At 66.3% G+C, this 14358-nt stretch carries 16 protein-coding genes; 4 read left to right on the top strand and 12 right to left on the bottom strand.

Annotated features, from left to right (window positions below):
* Positions 1 to 21 precede the first annotated feature (21 nt).
* The 3 genes from FQU96_RS10610 to FQU96_RS10600 are packed head-to-tail and all read left to right on the top strand — an operon-like array spanning position 22 to position 1618.
* The gene (locus FQU96_RS10610; protein WP_146540930.1) at positions 22 to 288 is read left to right on the top strand and encodes a hypothetical protein; all 267 of its coding nucleotides are present in this window, start codon (positions 22 to 24) and stop codon (positions 286 to 288) included.
* Positions 285 to 1106, top strand: coding sequence for a bifunctional hydroxymethylpyrimidine kinase/phosphomethylpyrimidine kinase (gene thiD / locus FQU96_RS10605; RefSeq protein ID WP_146540928.1), 822 nt, complete (start codon positions 285 to 287; stop codon positions 1104 to 1106). The genes FQU96_RS10610 and thiD overlap by 4 nt, the downstream gene beginning before the upstream one ends.
* Before the next feature lie 56 nt (positions 1107 to 1162).
* Positions 1163 to 1618, top strand: a complete 456-nt coding sequence (locus FQU96_RS10600) for a hypothetical protein (RefSeq protein ID WP_146540926.1) — start codon at positions 1163 to 1165, stop codon at positions 1616 to 1618.
* A gap of 21 nt (positions 1619 to 1639) precedes the next feature.
* On the opposite strand, the gene FQU96_RS10595 is transcribed toward FQU96_RS10600, so the two are convergent.
* Together FQU96_RS10595 and FQU96_RS10590 are read right to left on the bottom strand one after the other, a co-directional pair.
* Positions 1640 to 2227, bottom strand: coding sequence for a serine protease (locus FQU96_RS10595; RefSeq protein ID WP_178130437.1), 588 nt, complete (start codon positions 2225 to 2227; stop codon positions 1640 to 1642).
* A gap of 185 nt (positions 2228 to 2412) precedes the next feature.
* The gene (locus FQU96_RS10590; protein WP_146540922.1) at positions 2413 to 2757 is read right to left on the bottom strand and encodes a helix-turn-helix domain-containing protein; all 345 of its coding nucleotides are present in this window, start codon (positions 2755 to 2757) and stop codon (positions 2413 to 2415) included.
* 65 nt (positions 2758 to 2822) lie between these two features.
* On the opposite strand from FQU96_RS10590, the gene FQU96_RS10585 reads away from it, so the two are divergent.
* Positions 2823 to 3773, top strand: a complete 951-nt coding sequence (locus FQU96_RS10585; protein WP_146540920.1) for an NAD(P)-dependent oxidoreductase — start codon at positions 2823 to 2825, stop codon at positions 3771 to 3773.
* Positions 3774 to 3833: 60 nt separating this feature from the next.
* On the opposite strand, the gene ftsH is transcribed toward FQU96_RS10585, so the two are convergent.
* The 10 genes from ftsH to ruvB all read right to left on the bottom strand — a co-directional run bounded on the left by ftsH (position 3834) and on the right by ruvB (position 14286).
* A complete protein-coding gene (gene ftsH, locus FQU96_RS10580; protein WP_146541625.1) occupies positions 3834 to 5765 on the bottom strand; it encodes an ATP-dependent zinc metalloprotease FtsH in 1932 nt (643 codons plus the stop codon).
* Positions 5766 to 5817: 52 nt separating this feature from the next.
* Positions 5818 to 7149 (bottom strand): tRNA lysidine(34) synthetase TilS, encoded by a 1332-nt coding sequence (gene tilS, locus FQU96_RS10575; protein WP_146540918.1) that lies wholly within the window; start codon positions 7147 to 7149, stop codon positions 5818 to 5820.
* A 27-nt stretch (positions 7150 to 7176) separates the two neighbouring features.
* Positions 7177 to 7980 (bottom strand): tol-pal system protein YbgF, encoded by an 804-nt coding sequence (gene ybgF / locus FQU96_RS10570; RefSeq protein WP_146540915.1) that lies wholly within the window; start codon positions 7978 to 7980, stop codon positions 7177 to 7179.
* A 261-nt stretch (positions 7981 to 8241) separates the two neighbouring features.
* Positions 8242 to 8706: a peptidoglycan-associated lipoprotein Pal gene (gene pal, locus FQU96_RS10565; protein WP_255467949.1), complete on the bottom strand. Its 465-nt coding sequence runs from the start codon at positions 8704 to 8706 to the stop codon at positions 8242 to 8244.
* A gap of 264 nt (positions 8707 to 8970) precedes the next feature.
* The gene (gene tolB, locus FQU96_RS10560; protein WP_146540911.1) at positions 8971 to 10308 is read right to left on the bottom strand and encodes a Tol-Pal system beta propeller repeat protein TolB; all 1338 of its coding nucleotides are present in this window, start codon (positions 10306 to 10308) and stop codon (positions 8971 to 8973) included.
* Between the two features lie 41 nt (positions 10309 to 10349).
* Positions 10350 to 11357, bottom strand: a complete 1008-nt coding sequence (locus tag FQU96_RS43035; RefSeq protein ID WP_146540909.1) for a hypothetical protein — start codon at positions 11355 to 11357, stop codon at positions 10350 to 10352.
* A gap of 17 nt (positions 11358 to 11374) precedes the next feature.
* Positions 11375 to 11890 carry a protein TolR gene (gene tolR, locus FQU96_RS10550; protein ID WP_218574675.1) on the bottom strand — a complete coding sequence of 172 codons (516 nt, stop codon included), beginning with the start codon at positions 11888 to 11890 and terminating at the stop codon, positions 11375 to 11377.
* Positions 11890 to 12549 (bottom strand): protein TolQ, encoded by a 660-nt coding sequence (tolQ, locus tag FQU96_RS10545; RefSeq protein WP_255468005.1) that lies wholly within the window; start codon positions 12547 to 12549, stop codon positions 11890 to 11892. Before tolQ ends, tolR begins: the two co-directional genes overlap by 1 nt.
* 244 nt (positions 12550 to 12793) lie before the next feature.
* Positions 12794 to 13240: a tol-pal system-associated acyl-CoA thioesterase gene (gene ybgC / locus FQU96_RS10540; RefSeq protein ID WP_146540905.1), complete on the bottom strand. Its 447-nt coding sequence runs from the start codon at positions 13238 to 13240 to the stop codon at positions 12794 to 12796.
* Complete coding sequence (gene ruvB / locus FQU96_RS10535) at positions 13237 to 14286, bottom strand: Holliday junction branch migration DNA helicase RuvB (protein WP_146540903.1); 1050 nt, start codon at positions 14284 to 14286, stop codon at positions 13237 to 13239. Before ruvB ends, ybgC begins: the two co-directional genes overlap by 4 nt.
* Positions 14287 to 14358: the final 72 nt, after the last annotated feature.

Genomic DNA, 14358 nt, shown 5'->3' with positions numbered 1-14358 from the left:
GCGATCTGGTATGACACAGCGATGAACGTACTGATCGGCATCGCCGCCGCGGCTGCGGCGATCGCTTGGCTTCTTGCGGTCGTCACCGGGATCCGCCTGATACAGCAGCGCAGCGGACGCCTGTCGACGGGCGCCATGATGGTGCGCGGCATGGCCTGGTTCGATCATCGCAATTTCAAGCCCGAGGCCGCCGGCCTCCACCGCACGTTCCTGCTGGCGTTTGCCGGCTTCTTCATCTGCATTCTGGCTATTGCCATCATCGCAGTGCTCGGAGCTCGGCCATCATGAAGGGGCGCGTACTCATCGTCGCCGGTTCCGATTCCGGGGGCGGTGCCGGTATCCAAGCCGACATCAAGGCCGTCACCGCGCTCGATGGTTTTGGCATGACGGCCATCACTGCGCTGACGGCCCAGGATACACGCGGCGTGCACGGCGTCGTCGGCGTCGATCCAGCGTTCATCGCGCAACAAATGGCTCTGGTGCTGGCCGATCTGGGCGCCGATGCCATCAAGACCGGCATGCTGCACAGTGCCGCCGTGATCGGCACTGTGGCCACGGTCCTGGCCGCGCAGGCACCGACCGTGCCCGTGGTGGTCGATCCGGTAATGGTGGCCAAGGGCGGCCATCGACTGCTGCAGGAAGCAGCCGAGCGCACGCTGATCGAACGGCTGCTGCCGCGCGCCACGGTGGTGACACCGAACCTGCCCGAGGCCGAGGCCTTGGCCGGCTTCACCATCGCCAACGAGACCGACATGGTGCGCGCCGGCCGCGCCGTGCTGGCACTGGGACCGAAAGCTGTCCTCGTGAAAGGCGGCCACCTCGATGGCAGCCCCGAGGTCGTCGACCTGCTGGTCAGCGCCGACGGCGTGACGCGGTTTTCGCATCCGCGGATCGCGACACGATCCACGCATGGGACCGGCTGCACCCTGGCCTCGGCGATCGCCTGCGGCCTGGCGCAGCACCTGACATTGATCGACGCCGTCGGCCGCGCCCGCGACTACGTGCGCCGCGCGATCGAAACGGCACCGGGCTTCGGTTCAGGGCACGGGCCGCTGAATCACGCGGTCACTTTCGATCCGGCCTGGCGCGATCGCGCGGATCGCTGAACTGTCACAAAAGCCGCCTATGAAGGCCGGCGACGAGTTCCTGCTGCGAGCGCGGCTTGCCGACCATGCCTGGATTGAAACGCGATGCCCGCCAGGTGCGCCTGTGGTGCTACAGCATCGTGCTTGGCGCGAGCCTGATAGGCGCCCCTGCTCTCGCCCAGGATCTCAACTACCGCTCTCCGACCGCGGTCCCGGTGTCATGGCAGCGCTACGCCCAACTCGTGCAATATCGGATCGGCGACTGGATGCGGGCGGACGATGACATCACCCATCGCTTTCATGTCTATCTCGAAAACCGGATCATCAATGAACCAGGTCCGCCGCAAACACTGATCGTCAAGATCTGGGTCAGCCAGACCGGTAAGGTGTCACGCGCCGAGTTCCACCCCCTCGCGGACGCTCAGGCAAACACTGATTTGCGGACCATTCTCGAGCGCGGCGTCGTGGGTGAAGCGCCGCCTTCGGACATGCTGCAGCCGATGCACCTCAAGATCGCGCTGAAGTGGAAGTAACGGTCCGCAGGGACCCAGCCATTACGCTGGCTTGAAGCAGACCACGCCTACCGAAAGAGTCGCCGCCCGGGCGGCACGGTCCTGCAGCGCTCCGACCTGGGGCTGATCGTCCTGCGCGAAAGCCACGCCGTTGGCTGACAGAAAGGCCTTGGCGCTCTGGGCGCTGGTCGCCTGCACATGCGTCCTGTCAATGCGCTGCGTGACGATGCCGACGACGAGCCCGCGCGAATTGATCACCGGCGCACCGCTGGTCCCCTCGGGCGCGCTGGAGACAAGCGAAAGCCCCATGGCGGGATCGGCACTGGCGACCACGGCATTGGAGAGCATGCCACGCGACCGGCTGGCATCTTCCTGCAGCATGGCGTAGCTCGCAGCGAACACCAGATCATTGGCGACGACGGTCTCCGATCGGACGAACACCGCCGGCAGTCCCATCGTTTCGTCGATCTTGAGGATCGCAAGATCACCCGATCGCGACCGGGCGATAAGCTGCGATCGCAGTGTCCGACCATCCTTGGTGATGTGCAGGTTGCTGCATCCCGTCGCGGCGTGTGCCGCCGTCAGCAGATAACCATCGTCGTTGACGAAAAATCCTGTGCCGGACAGCACGAGGCCTGGTCTGGACGTACGTGGCGCAGCCGCCAGCGAACCTCGATCCGCTCCTGGACCCATATCGGGCGTACAGGCGGCGACGATGCCCGCAAGGGCAGCGCTCAGAAACAGGGCAACGCGCACGGCAAGCGGTTTCACGATGACAGTATGGACAACCATCGGCTGGCGCCTATCCGCCCTTGCTATTGCGCGCCATCATACCCGGCCTTGAAGTCAGGGACATGCTTGGTGCCCCACTCGGCCAGCGCGTGCACGGCATCGTTGAGCGCGGCGCCGGCTTCGGTCACCGAGTATTCGACACGTGGCGGTACTTCGTCAAAGACGGCACGCCGCACGATGCCGTCGGCTTCCATTTCCCGCAGTTGTTCAAACAGGATTTTCTCGCTGATCCCCGGCACACGCCGCCGCAACGCACCGAAGCGTACGGGCTTGGCGTGCAGTTCCCACAGGATCGTCGCTTTCCACTTGCCGCCGATGATGTTGAGCGCGGGGCCCAGACCGCAATTGTAAGGCAGATCAACCTTCATGCGCCCGTCTCGTCGCCATTTTCGAGATCCCTTACATTTCTGTAAGTGCTTGATAAGGCAAGCCTATTTCTCATCTACGAGGAACCCGGGCGAGACGTACGCAAACACGCGCCGGCTCCTCCCGGGGGAGGCAACCTAGCGAGCACGACATGACGGAAGCAACAGTCATTGGACTGGGTGAAATGGGCTCGGCGCTGGCCGCAGCGCTGCTGCGCGCCGGCCATCGCGTCACGGTGTGGAATCGTACGGCGGCGAAAGCCCAGCCGCTGGTACAACAGGGTGCCGTGCTGGCGCCCAGCGCCGAGGCCGCCATCGGCGCAAGCGCCGTCGTTATCGTCTGCGTGTCGAACTATGGCGCCACGCGCGACATTCTCCTGGCTGGCAATACGGCGGCCGCACTGCGTGGCCGCACCCTGGTTCAGCTGAGCACCGGCACGCCGCAGGAAGCGCGCGACACCCAGGCCTGGGCGCAGGTACAGAGGGCAGCGTACCTCGATGGCGCGATCCTCGCCTGGCCAAGTCAGATCGGCGGCGCGGAGACGACCATCCTGGTGTCGGGTGCGGAGGCTGTGTTCCGTCTGAACAGCGCGCTGCTGCGCGACCTCGCCGGCAACCTGACCTACATGGGCGAGGCCGTCGGCCAGTCGTCGACGTTGTTCAGCGCCGTATTGTCGTACATGGCGGGGCGATGGATCGGCCTGTGCCACGGCGCGCTGATCTGCCAGGCGGAGGGCGCCAGCGTGGCCTCTTTCGGCGCCACGCTCGCAAGCCTGGCGCCGATCCTGGGTGCCGAATCCAAGCACCTCGGCGAGGTCATCGAGTCCGGGAACTATGGCCATCCCGAAAGCACTCTGAAGACCGCAGGCGAGGACGTCGAACGCCTGGTGCAGCAGGCTAAGGAAGCCGGGATCAGCACCGAGGTACCGGCGTTTGCGGCCGCCCTCTTCCGACGTGCCATCGATGCCGGCCACGGCGCCGAGGAGCACGCCGCGCTCATCAAGATCCTGCGCCCTTGACCGACCCTCAAAAAGAAAACGGCCGGAGGTCTTCCGGCCGTCTTCGTGATTATTGCCGCATCAGGCGCCAGGCTGAGGTGCGGGATCGCCCCCCTCCGGTGTCGGCGTCGGCCGGCTGGTCGGTACCGACGCGCGCCGCGGCTTGGCGCCGGACGGCGGACCAGCACCGCCGGTCTCGTCGCGCACGATCTTCTCGCCGCGCAGCAAGGTCTGGACCTCGTCACCCGACAGGGTTTCGTACTCCAGCAGCCCCTTGGCGATGGCGTGCAGATCGTCCATGCGCTCGGTCAGCACCTGGCGTGCCTTGGCTTCGGCTTCCTCGATCAACCGGCGCACCTCGGCGTCGATCATCTGCGAGGTGGCCTCCGACACGTTCTGCGTCTGGGTCACGGAGTGGCCGAGAAAGACCTCCTGCTCGTTGGCGTTGTAGCGCACCCGACCCAGCTTGTCGGACATGCCGAACTCGGTGACCATGCGCCGCGCCATGGCAGTCGCCTGCTGGATGTCGCCGCCGGCACCGGTCGTGACGTTCTCAGGTCCGAAGATCAGTTCCTCGGCGATACGACCGCCGAAGCTCATCGCAAGCTTGCTCTCCAGCTCGATCTTGGAGTGGCCGTACTTGTCACGCTCCGGCAGCATCATGGTGAGGCCCAGCGCGCGGCCGCGCGGGATGATCGTCACTTTGTGCAGCGGATCGCTCTTGGGCATGTGGATGTTCACAAGCGCATGGCCCGCTTCGTGATAGGCCGTCAGCCGCTTCTCGTCCTCGGTCATGGCCATCGACCGCCGCTCGGCGCCCATCAGCACCTTGTCCTTGGCATGCTCCATGTCGGACATGGTGACAAGCCGCTTGCCTTGCCGTGCAGCGCGCAACGCAGCCTCGTTCACCAGATTGGCCAGGTCGGCACCGGAGAAGCCGGGCGTACCACGCGAAATCGTCTTCGGATCGACGTCGGGCGCGATCGGCACCTTGCGCAGATGCACCTTCAGAATCTTTTCGCGGCCCACGATGTCGGGGTTCGGCACGACGACCTGGCGATCGAAGCGGCCCGGACGCAGCAGCGCCGGATCGAGCACGTCAGGCCGGTTGGTAGCCGCGATCAGGATTACGCCCTCGTTGGCCTCGAAGCCGTCCATTTCGACCAGCAGCTGGTTCAGCGTCTGCTCGCGCTCGTCGTTGCCGCCGCCCAGGCCGGCGCCGCGATGGCGGCCGACCGCGTCGATCTCGTCGATGAAGATGATGCAGGGCGCGTTCTTCTTGGCTTGCTCGAACATGTCGCGTACGCGGCTGGCACCGACGCCCACGAACATCTCGACGAAATCGGAACCCGAGATGGTGAAGAACGGCACGTTGGCTTCGCCGGCGATGGCGCGCGCCAGCAAGGTCTTGCCGGTACCCGGCGGGCCCACCAGCAGACAACCCTTGGGAATCTTGCCGCCCAGGCGCTGGAACTTCTGCGGATCCTTCAGGAAGTCGACGATCTCCTCGAGCTCGCCCTTGGCTTCCTCGATGCCGGCAACGTCGTCGAACGTAACGCGCCCGTGCTTCTCGGTCAGCAGTCGCGCGCGGCTCTTGCCGAAGCCCATGGCGCCGCCGCGCCCGTTGCCCTGCATCTGGCGCATGAAGAATATGTAGACACCGACCAGGATCAACAGCGGCAGCCAGTTGATCAGCACGCTGCCCAGATTGACGCCCTCGTCCGGCGGTCCGGCCACGATGCGGTCGACTTTGCCCTTCAGCCTGTTCACAAGATCGGGATCGAACGGCGCATAGGTGCTGAACTGGCGCCCATCCTTGGTCGTGCCCGTAATATTATTGCCCTGGATGCGGACCTCGGAGACCTGCTCGGTCTCGGTCAGTCGCAGGAATTCCGAGTAGGCCATTGCGGACGAACGGTTGCCGCCCACACCCCCTTGGAAGACGGTGTAAAGCAAGGCCAGAAGAAGCAGGATCACCACCCATAGGGCGGCGTTGCGATTGAACAGGTTCACGGCATTCGTCCGGTCGGCGCCACCCAAGAGACCATCCTCCCGGCAGCATTCATCAGTTCACTATTTGGCCCTTGGCAGTGTCAAAACAAGGGAAAAATGGTCCTGCGGCGAGAGGACGGAGAGGCCGGAAGCACGCCTTGATGCTGCGCCGACCGGTCTGCGGACATCCTCCCTCGACCGGCAGCAGGTAGAGGCGCCCGGTCCGCTTCCCGCACGGCAGCGCCGCCAGCAGGACCGGCAGCCCCGGTGTCGACGGCCACGCCTTTGCCCAATGTTCCCGGCTGGCGGCGGAGACCGGCAGCTTGCCCGGCCCCGCGCCCTGGGCTCGGCCAAGATCAAATCGTCCATCCCACAGGCCCGCTTCGGCATCGCCACCGCCCGGCCCGACGATCGATGCCGGCTCGCGCACGACGAGCCAGCCGTTGCCGCGCCACAGGATGCGGCAGCCGCCCAGTGTCACGCCGGCAGGCGGCCGGCCCGGAGGCCACGCCACGGCGCGCATGTGCGCCACGGCCCGCTGCGTGCGATCCCGGCGCGGCGGATAGGCCGTCCCCGCCACCATGGCGATCACGGCTGCCAGCACCGATGGCGAGCGCTCGGCCGGCACGCCGAGCCAGATGGCGTGGTCGATCAGCACGGCCCCCAGCGGATGGGGCGTGGCGCAGCACGCCAATGCGTCGGCAATGGCGCCCTCATCGGCGACCCGGCGCACCGCGAACGCCGCGGCATGCCGCAGCGCCGCCGCCGATGGCATCGGCAGACCATCGCGACGCAGCTGGCCGCGGGCAAAACGCGGGTCACTGTTGCTGGGATCGTCGATCCAGGTCTGCGCGCGTGCGCGCAGACTCGCCGTGAGGCGCGCACGCGCCACCGGCAACAACGGCCGCAGCAGTCTCGCCTCGGGAAACTCGACCACAGCCGACATCGCGGCCAAGCCCATCGGGCCGCTGTCGCGCTCGGCGCGCAGAGCGTAGGTCTCGGCCTGGTCATCGGCCTGATGCGCCGTCAGCAGATGCAGCACCCCCTGCCGACCGCACCAATCGAGCAACAGACGATAACGCGCGGCGCGGGCTACCTCTTGCAAACCGGCGCGCGGCCGCGACATCGATCGCCAGCGCAGCACGTGAGCCTCGATGCCGCGCGCGGTCAGCCATAGGCGTGTCTGTCGCGCTTCCGCCGCGGACTCAGGCCGCAAACCATGATCAACCACCAACGCGACGACCCTGCCGCCGCGGCGCGACGTCCATTGCCGCGCCAGCAACGCCAGTGCGCGTGAATCGCGGCCGCCGGAAACCGCGACGGCCAGTGTCGGTCGCGCTTCGAACGGTGCGAAGGGCCGCATCAGAGTGGCGAATTCAGACTCCGAGACAGGTGACTCCGGCATGTCCGGGACACGGTCCGAACCGGTGGCTCAGCCGCAGCGGCTGCGCTGGCGTTCGGCGGCAATGCGCCGCTTCATGGCATCCGGGGCCTGGGGATAGACCTGCCCAAATTGCCCGTACACGATGCAGGCGTCGGCCGACTTGCCGGTGGCCTGCAGCGACATGCCGAGCTTCAGCAGGTTGTCAGGCCCTACCGAACTGTTCCGGTAGTTCTTGAAGCCATTGGCATAAGCTGTTGCAGCACTGGAATAATCTTTGCGCACGTAATAGGTCTCGCCGAGCCAGTACTGGGCATTGCCGGCAAGCTGATGGCGCGGGTACTTGGCCATGAAGCTGCGGAACTCGCGCTCCGCCGTTGCATAGTCCCCGCTGCGCATGGCCATCTGCGCCTCACCGTACATGTGCTCGGGCGTTCCGCCGCCGGCCGGGGGTACAGCGGCCGTGGACGGCGGCGCGCCGCTGGAGGGCGTGGTGCCCAAGGGCCGCACGTCGCCTGCCGTCGATGAGGGCGCCACGGGCGACGGCGCTTCCCCTCGCGGCGCCGGGTTGGGCCGCGGCGGTGGTGCAGCCGGCCGACCACCGCGGCCGGTTTCCAACTGCTGAATGCGAAAATCATAGTCCGCCTGCTGGCGCTCGAGCTGTTGCTGAAGCTGCTGCACCTGATTCTGCAGCCGCTCCACCTGTCCCGTGAGCTGCATGATCAGCCGCTCCATGTCCTGGAAGCGCTGCTCGACGGCGTAATTGCCTTGCGCGGCCGCCGGCAGGGGCACGACGAATGACGCGCCGGCAGCAGCGAACACCAGGGCAATGGTCGCATTCGCGATCCGGTTCATTGTGGGCCTCCACGGCAATTCAAGGTTACCCAGGGGCGGAGCAACCACGGGAACTATCGACAACGGCTCTGTCAGGTTCAAGCACCACGCAATGCACCCTCACGCTCGCACTCGGCTCATGATGGGACCAAAGGGCGGCGAATTCGGGGCGTTCTCATTCAACCTTCATGTGTCTTCGCGGGTCCACTTTCATTCCGTTCATGGAACAAAAAAGCCGGTCGGACATGTCCGACCGGCCGGTTCTATCGTGGCACGCGCTGCTTACTGCAGCACCGTCACCGCGCGGCGGTTGCGTGACCAGGCGCCTTCGTCGCTGCCGACGACTTCCGGACGCTCCTTGCCGTAGCTGATCGTCCGCAGCTTCGCGGCCGGTATGCCCTGTGACGACAGGTACGTCCGTGCCATGTTGGCGCGCCGCTCGCCCAGCGCCAGGTTGTACTCGCGCGTGCCGCGCTCGTCGGCATGCCCCTCGATCATGAATGTCTGGTAGCGATCGCCGTACTGCTTCAGCCAAGCCGCCTGCTTGTCGAGTGTGGCGCGCGCATCGGGCGTCAGCGTCGACATGTCCGTCTCGAAGTAAATGCGATCGCCCGCGACCTGCTGGAAGTGTCCGGGGGTCCCCGGGGCGACGGACGCGGTTGCGCCTTCCGGCCCGGGCGTTGTGCTGCTGCTGCACGCCGCAGCCAGCATCAACACAGCCACCGCGCCAAGAATCTTGATGCTCATTTTCATTGTCGCTCTCCTGCACAACCGGTACGTGCCGGCTGCGTCATCCGGCTCTTGCGTCGGCGGCCATTCATTGAGGGGAACCGCCATCCCTCGTTCGACCCGGGGCCCTGGAAAAGGATGACCCGGGTCATCAACCGCTGACGCGCTCGAATACCCGGGTCATTTCGCAGCGCATCATAACATTCACCCCACTCCATTCAAGCCGCCGTGGCGACGCTAAGTGCGCGCCGCTGAGCGAATTTAGTGTCGTCAACCCGCGCCTCACTGGGGGATCAGCGACGACCACGCCGGATCGGATGCATCCGTCGGCGTCGGCACCGGCCGCAGGATGCGCCCGGTGGTGTCGACCATATACAGGCGTACCGAGCCCGCCCGGCCGCCGGCGTTGGGGGCCTGTCGGAAGAACATCAGATAACGGCCGTTGGGGGCCCAGGTCGGCCCTTCGTCGAGATAGCTCGAGGCCAGAATGCGTTCGCCCGAGCCGTCGGCGCGCATGATGCCGATCGAGAAACTGCCGCCGTCCTGCTTGGTGAATGCGATGTAGTCGCCGCGCGGCGACCACACCGGCGTGCTGTAGCGGCCGTTGCCGAAGCTGATGCGCTGCGGCTCGCCGCCGCCGGCGCTCATGACGTAGATCTGCATGCTGCCGCCGCGATCGGACGTGAACACGACCCGACCGCCATCCGGTGAATAGCTGGGCGAGGTATCGATGGCCGGGTTGTTGGTCAGCCGGGTCATCGAGCGCGACCGCATGTCCATCGAGTAGATGTCGGAGCTGCCGTCCGCTGCGAGACTCATGACGACCCGATTGCCGTCGGGCGAGAACCGCGGCGCGAACGTCATGTTGGGGAAGTTGCCCAGCAGCTCCTGGCGCTGGCTGTCGACGTTCATCAGGTACACGCGCGGCGTGCCCTGGGCGTACGACATGTAGACGACCTCCTGCAACGTCGGCGAGAAGCGCGGTGTCAGCGCCAGCGACCGGCCGTCGGTGAGGTAACGGTGGTTGGCGCCATCCTGGTCCATGATCGCCAGCCGCTTGACACGCGCGTTGCCGGGCCCCGTTTCGGCGACGTAGACGACGCGTGTATCGAAGAAGCCGTCCTCGCCGGTGATGCGCTTGAAGATCTCGTCGGCGATGATGTGCGCGATGCGCCGCCAGTTGGCGTTCTGGGTGAAATAGGCGCGGCCCGTCATTTGAGCGCCGGCGGCGACGTCCCATAGGCGGAACTCGACGCGCAGCCTGCCGTCGGCCTGCTGCGTCGCCGACCCGACCACCAATGCATCGGCGTTGATGGCGCGCCAGTCCTGGAACCGCGGCGTGCGGCCGGCATCGGCGATGCGCTCGATGAAGGCGCCCTTGTCGATCGGGCGGAACAGGCCGGAGCGCTCCAGGTCGGCGGCAATCACCTGCGAGATCTGCCCTCCAACGCCGTCACCGACGAAATCGGTCACGGCGATCGGAATCGGATTGGCGCTGGCACCCTCGACCGTGACCTGCTGCAATCCGCGTGTCTGGGCCCACACGGCCGGCGCGATCAGGATCGCGATCAGGGCGAGGCCCACGGCCATGAGACGGTGCCCCGTCGTTGCTGGTGTCATCTATCGTTACTCCCCAGTCTTCTCTGGCTCTTTACATCTCGTCAGCGCAGGTCGCGCGGATCGAACTTGAATACGAATCGCTTGAGCGATTCATACTTGTTCTGTGGGTACGGAAGCGGCTGGCAGCGCGGGTTGAGCACGGCGCGCTGCCCCGCTTCGGCGAACGCCCGCAGGAGCGGGTTGCCCGCCATCGCCGACCGCGTCTCGTCGGAAATACGCGCCTCGGTCACGCGCCCGTCGGGCGCCATGTCCACGATAATGTAGACGATCAACTGCGAGGCATCGCGCCCACCATCGTTGACGGACCAGCACGGCCGAACCTTGTCGGCCATCGCCGCGTTCTCGCTGGCGGTCAACCGGCCGGCCGCGAGCGCCGTTTGCGGCGTACGCGTGCCGGGCACATTCGGCCGACCGTCGCCCGCGACCGGTTGCGGTGGCCGCGGCGTGCGGTTGGTCTGCTCCGACAGGATCTGGTCGAGGGTCTTCGGCGGCGCCTTGGGCGGCTCCGGTTTCTTGACCTCGGGCTTGGGCGCCTCGGGCTTCGGCGGCTCCGGTTTCTTGACCTCCGGCTTGGGCGGCTCGGGCTTCGGATCGGGCTTACGCTCGACGGCTGGCTCCGGCGGCTTGGGCTTCAGCGCCTCGGCGTCGGGGTCCTTGGGCTTCTCGACTTTCGGTTCAGGCTTGGGCGCCGGTTTGTCCTCCGGCTTGGGCTGAACAGCGGCGACCTGAGGCTCGGGCTTGGGATCGGGCTTCGGGTCGGGTTGCGGCTTGGGCGCCGCCTCGACCTGCGGCGCAGGTGGTGCCGGCGTGTTCTTTTCGGCTTCCGGCAGCTTGCGATCCTGCGGCCGATCCTGAGAGACAACAGGCGCCTTGGATTGCGGACCGATCTCTGCGGCATCGTAGATCGGCACGTCCGCCAGCGAATCATCCGGCGCCCGCGTCAGGTTCGGCAGCCCGAACAGGGCGACCGCCAGCAACACGACATGCGCCCCGGCCGACAGCACGGCCGGGGTCGTCATATCGCCACTGGAGTCGCCACGCCAGCGCATGGCCCTTGCTCCTTCGATCAGTTCTTGCGGCCGGGCTGCGCGCCGGCTGGCGGCTTCGCACCCGGTGTCGGCGCGGGTTTGCCGTCGCCTGGCGCCAGGTCGCCGACCAGCCCGGCCTTGGTGAACCCGGCGGCCCGCAACGCACCCAGCACTTCCATCACCCGACCGTAGTCGACGGCCTTGTCGCCGCGCACGAAGATGCGCTGGTCGGGCTTCTCGGTCTGCACGGCCTTGAGCTTGCTGACCAGATCATCGACCGAGTACTCGGTGTCGCCGAGAAAAACCTCGCCCTTGGCCTTGACGCTCACCACGATGGGCTCGTCCTGGCCCTGGATCGGATCAGCCGTGGTCTTGGGCAGGTCAACCGGCACGCCGACATTCATCAGCGGCGCAGCCACCATGAAGATGATCAGCAGCACCAGCATCACGTCGACGAACGGCGTGACGTTGATGTCGGCCATGGGCGTGTAGATGCGGCGGCGGAACCGGCTGCCGCCGCGCGTCTGCATGGCACCGCCCATCTGCACGGCCATCAGTTCTGCTCCTCGAGCTGACGCGACAGGATGGTGACGAACTCCTGCGCGAAATTCTCCAGGCGTTGCCCGTAGCGGCCGATGTCACTGCTGATCTTGTTGTAGGCCAGCACCGCCGGAATGGCGGCAACCAGGCCCAGCGCCGTCGCAAACAGCGCCTCGGCGATGCCGGGGGCCACGACGGCCAGCGACGTGTTCTTCGACGCGGCGATGCCCTGGAACGACGTCATGATGCCCCAGACCGTGCCGAACAGACCGACGAACGGTGCCGCCGCGCCGGTCGAGGCCAGGAAGGTCATGCGCTTCTCGATCGACTCCATCTCGCGCTGGACCGTCACCGCCATCACCTGCTCGATGCGCGCCTGCAGGTTGTGGCGCGCGGCCGCCGTATTGGCGAGGCCCTTGCTCAGCGAGCGCCGCCATTCACGCATGGCGCCAGAGAACACGCTCGACAGCGGTTCCTCCGGCTTGTCGCCGACGCGGTCATAGAGATCGTCAAGCGACACGCCCGACCAGAACGTATCCTCGAACGCCTCGGCCTTGCGGCGCAGCGCGCGCAGCTTCAACGTCTTTTCGATAATGATGGCCCACGACCATACCGAGGCCAGCAACAGCAGCACCATGACGATCTGCACCACCAGGTGGGCGTGCAGGAACATGCCGACGAAGCTGACGTCGATAGCGCCCGTGCCCACAGTGCCGGCAACGGTCGAGCCCGCCCCTGGCGGTGGCAGTACGGGTGTGGATGGTACCGGCGCGGGCGGGGGGCTAGCCTGCGCAAGCTGGGTGAAGGGATCCATTGGGACTCCGCTTGGTTATCTTCCGGTAGCTGTCGAATGTGGCGTCACGGCGGCACCTGTCGTTGCATTTCCGCAACATATACAAGGCCTTGGCCCTCCCTACTCACGATGCACCGTGATTTTGGGCTGCCTGGGCCAGGGCGACACGGGCGTCGACCGGCAGACGCACGGGCCGTCCATCGGCCCCCATGCAGGCCAACGTCAGCGTCGCGTCGGTCAGCAAACCACCGGTGCCCTGCCCGTCGGCGTGCCGCACCTGCTGTATGAGATCGACCGACGCGCCGCGCAGTTCGGCCATCCGGGTGACGACCTCCAGCGGCTCATCGAGGCGCGCCGGCTTGAGGTAGCGGATCGCCAGCCGCGCGACCGTCCAGTTGATGCCGCTGGCCTGCCGCACGGCGGCGAGGTCATGTCCGATCTGGCGCAGCATTTCAGTGCGCCCGCGCTCCATGAACCGAAGGTAGTTGGCGTGATAGACGATGCCGCCGGCGTCGGTGTCCTCGTAATACACCCGCACCGGCAGCACGTGCGTGCCAGCCGGCGATGTCACGCGCTCTCTCCGGCATCGGGATCGAGCAGGTCGAGCTGCGCGCGCGCGGCGCGCGGCATCTTCAGACCGATGTGCCGCCAGCCGCCTTCCGCCAGCACGCGCCCACGTGGCGTACGCATCAGCAGGCCAAGCTGCATCAGATATGGCTCGATCACATCCTCGATGACGTCGCGCTGTTCACTGAGCGCCGCCGACAGCGTCTCCACACCCACCGGCCCGCCGTTGTAGGTCTCACCGATACACGTGAGATACTTGCGGTCCATCAGATCGAGCCCGAGCTGATCGACCTCCAGACGCCGTAACGCCTGGTCGGCCGCCTTGGCGTCGATCGTCGCGGCACCCGCAACGGCGGCAAAATCGCGCACCCGGCGCAGCAGGCGGTTGGCGACACGCGGCGTGCCGCGGCTGCGGCGCGCCACTTCGGCCGCACCGTCGTCGGTCATCACGACCTTCAGCACGCCGGCTGCGCGCCGTACGATCGTTTCCAGTTCGTCGGGTGTGTAAAACTCCAATCGCAGCGGAATACCGAAACGCTCGCGCAAGGGAGTCGTCATCAGGCCGGATCGCGTGGTGGCCCCCACCAACGTGAAAGGCGGCAGGTCGATGCGCACCGACCGCGCTGCCGGCCCCTCGCCGATCATGATGTCGAGCTGGAAGTCCTCCATGGCGGGATAGAGGATTTCCTCGATCGCCGGGTTGAGGCGATGGATCTCGTCGATGAACAGGACGTCACCGCGTTCGAGATTGGTCAACAGCGAGGCCAGGTCGCCAGCCTTGGCGATCACCGGTCCCGAGGTTGCGCGGAAACCCGCCCCCATTTCCTTGGCGACGATCTGGGACAGGGTCGTCTTGCCCAGGCCGGGCGGTCCGTGGAAGAGCGTGTGATCGAGCGGTTCGCCGCGCGCACGGGCGGCAGCGATGAACACCTTCAGGTTCTCGCGCACCTGTCGCTGGCCGATGAAATCGTCCAGTACCTGCGGCCGGAGCTTGACCTCGGCTGCGTCTTCATCGTGACGAACGCCTGATGTGAGGCGGGAATCGTTCATTAGCAATCGTTGTTTTTGTGGCCGGATGCCGGCCCATGCAGGGGGTTGCGATTACCTTTACCATGATCGCCG

The organism is Reyranella sp. CPCC 100927, from assembly GCF_007859315.1.
Classification (GTDB): domain Bacteria; phylum Pseudomonadota; class Alphaproteobacteria; order Reyranellales; family Reyranellaceae; genus Vineibacter.
This window is presented reverse-complemented; position numbering and strand designations above follow the sequence as displayed.

Excerpts from the sequence above, each read along its gene's own strand:
- FQU96_RS10610 (WP_146540930.1), top strand. The coding sequence starts at position 22 with ATGAACGTACTGATCGGCATCGCCGCCGCGGCTGCGGCGATCGCTTGG.
- thiD (WP_146540928.1), top strand. The coding sequence starts at position 285 with ATGAAGGGGCGCGTACTCATCGTCGCCGGTTCCGATTCCGGGGGCGGT.
- FQU96_RS10590 (WP_146540922.1), bottom strand. The coding sequence starts at position 2,757 with ATGAAGGTTGATCTGCCTTACAATTGCGGTCTGGGCCCCGCGCTCAAC.
- tilS (WP_146540918.1), bottom strand. The coding sequence starts at position 7,149 with ATGCCGGAGTCACCTGTCTCGGAGTCTGAATTCGCCACTCTGATGCGG.
- ybgF (WP_146540915.1), bottom strand. The coding sequence starts at position 7,980 with ATGAACCGGATCGCGAATGCGACCATTGCCCTGGTGTTCGCTGCTGCC.
- pal (WP_255467949.1), bottom strand. The coding sequence starts at position 8,706 with ATGAGCATCAAGATTCTTGGCGCGGTGGCTGTGTTGATGCTGGCTGCG.
- tolB (WP_146540911.1), bottom strand. The coding sequence starts at position 10,308 with ATGACACCAGCAACGACGGGGCACCGTCTCATGGCCGTGGGCCTCGCC.
- FQU96_RS43035 (WP_146540909.1), bottom strand. The coding sequence starts at position 11,357 with ATGCGCTGGCGTGGCGACTCCAGTGGCGATATGACGACCCCGGCCGTG.
- tolR (WP_218574675.1), bottom strand. The coding sequence starts at position 11,890 with ATGGCCGTGCAGATGGGCGGTGCCATGCAGACGCGCGGCGGCAGCCGG.
- tolQ (WP_255468005.1), bottom strand. The coding sequence starts at position 12,549 with ATGTTCCTGCACGCCCACCTGGTGGTGCAGATCGTCATGGTGCTGCTG.
- ruvB (WP_146540903.1), bottom strand. The coding sequence starts at position 14,286 with ATGAACGATTCCCGCCTCACATCAGGCGTTCGTCACGATGAAGACGCA.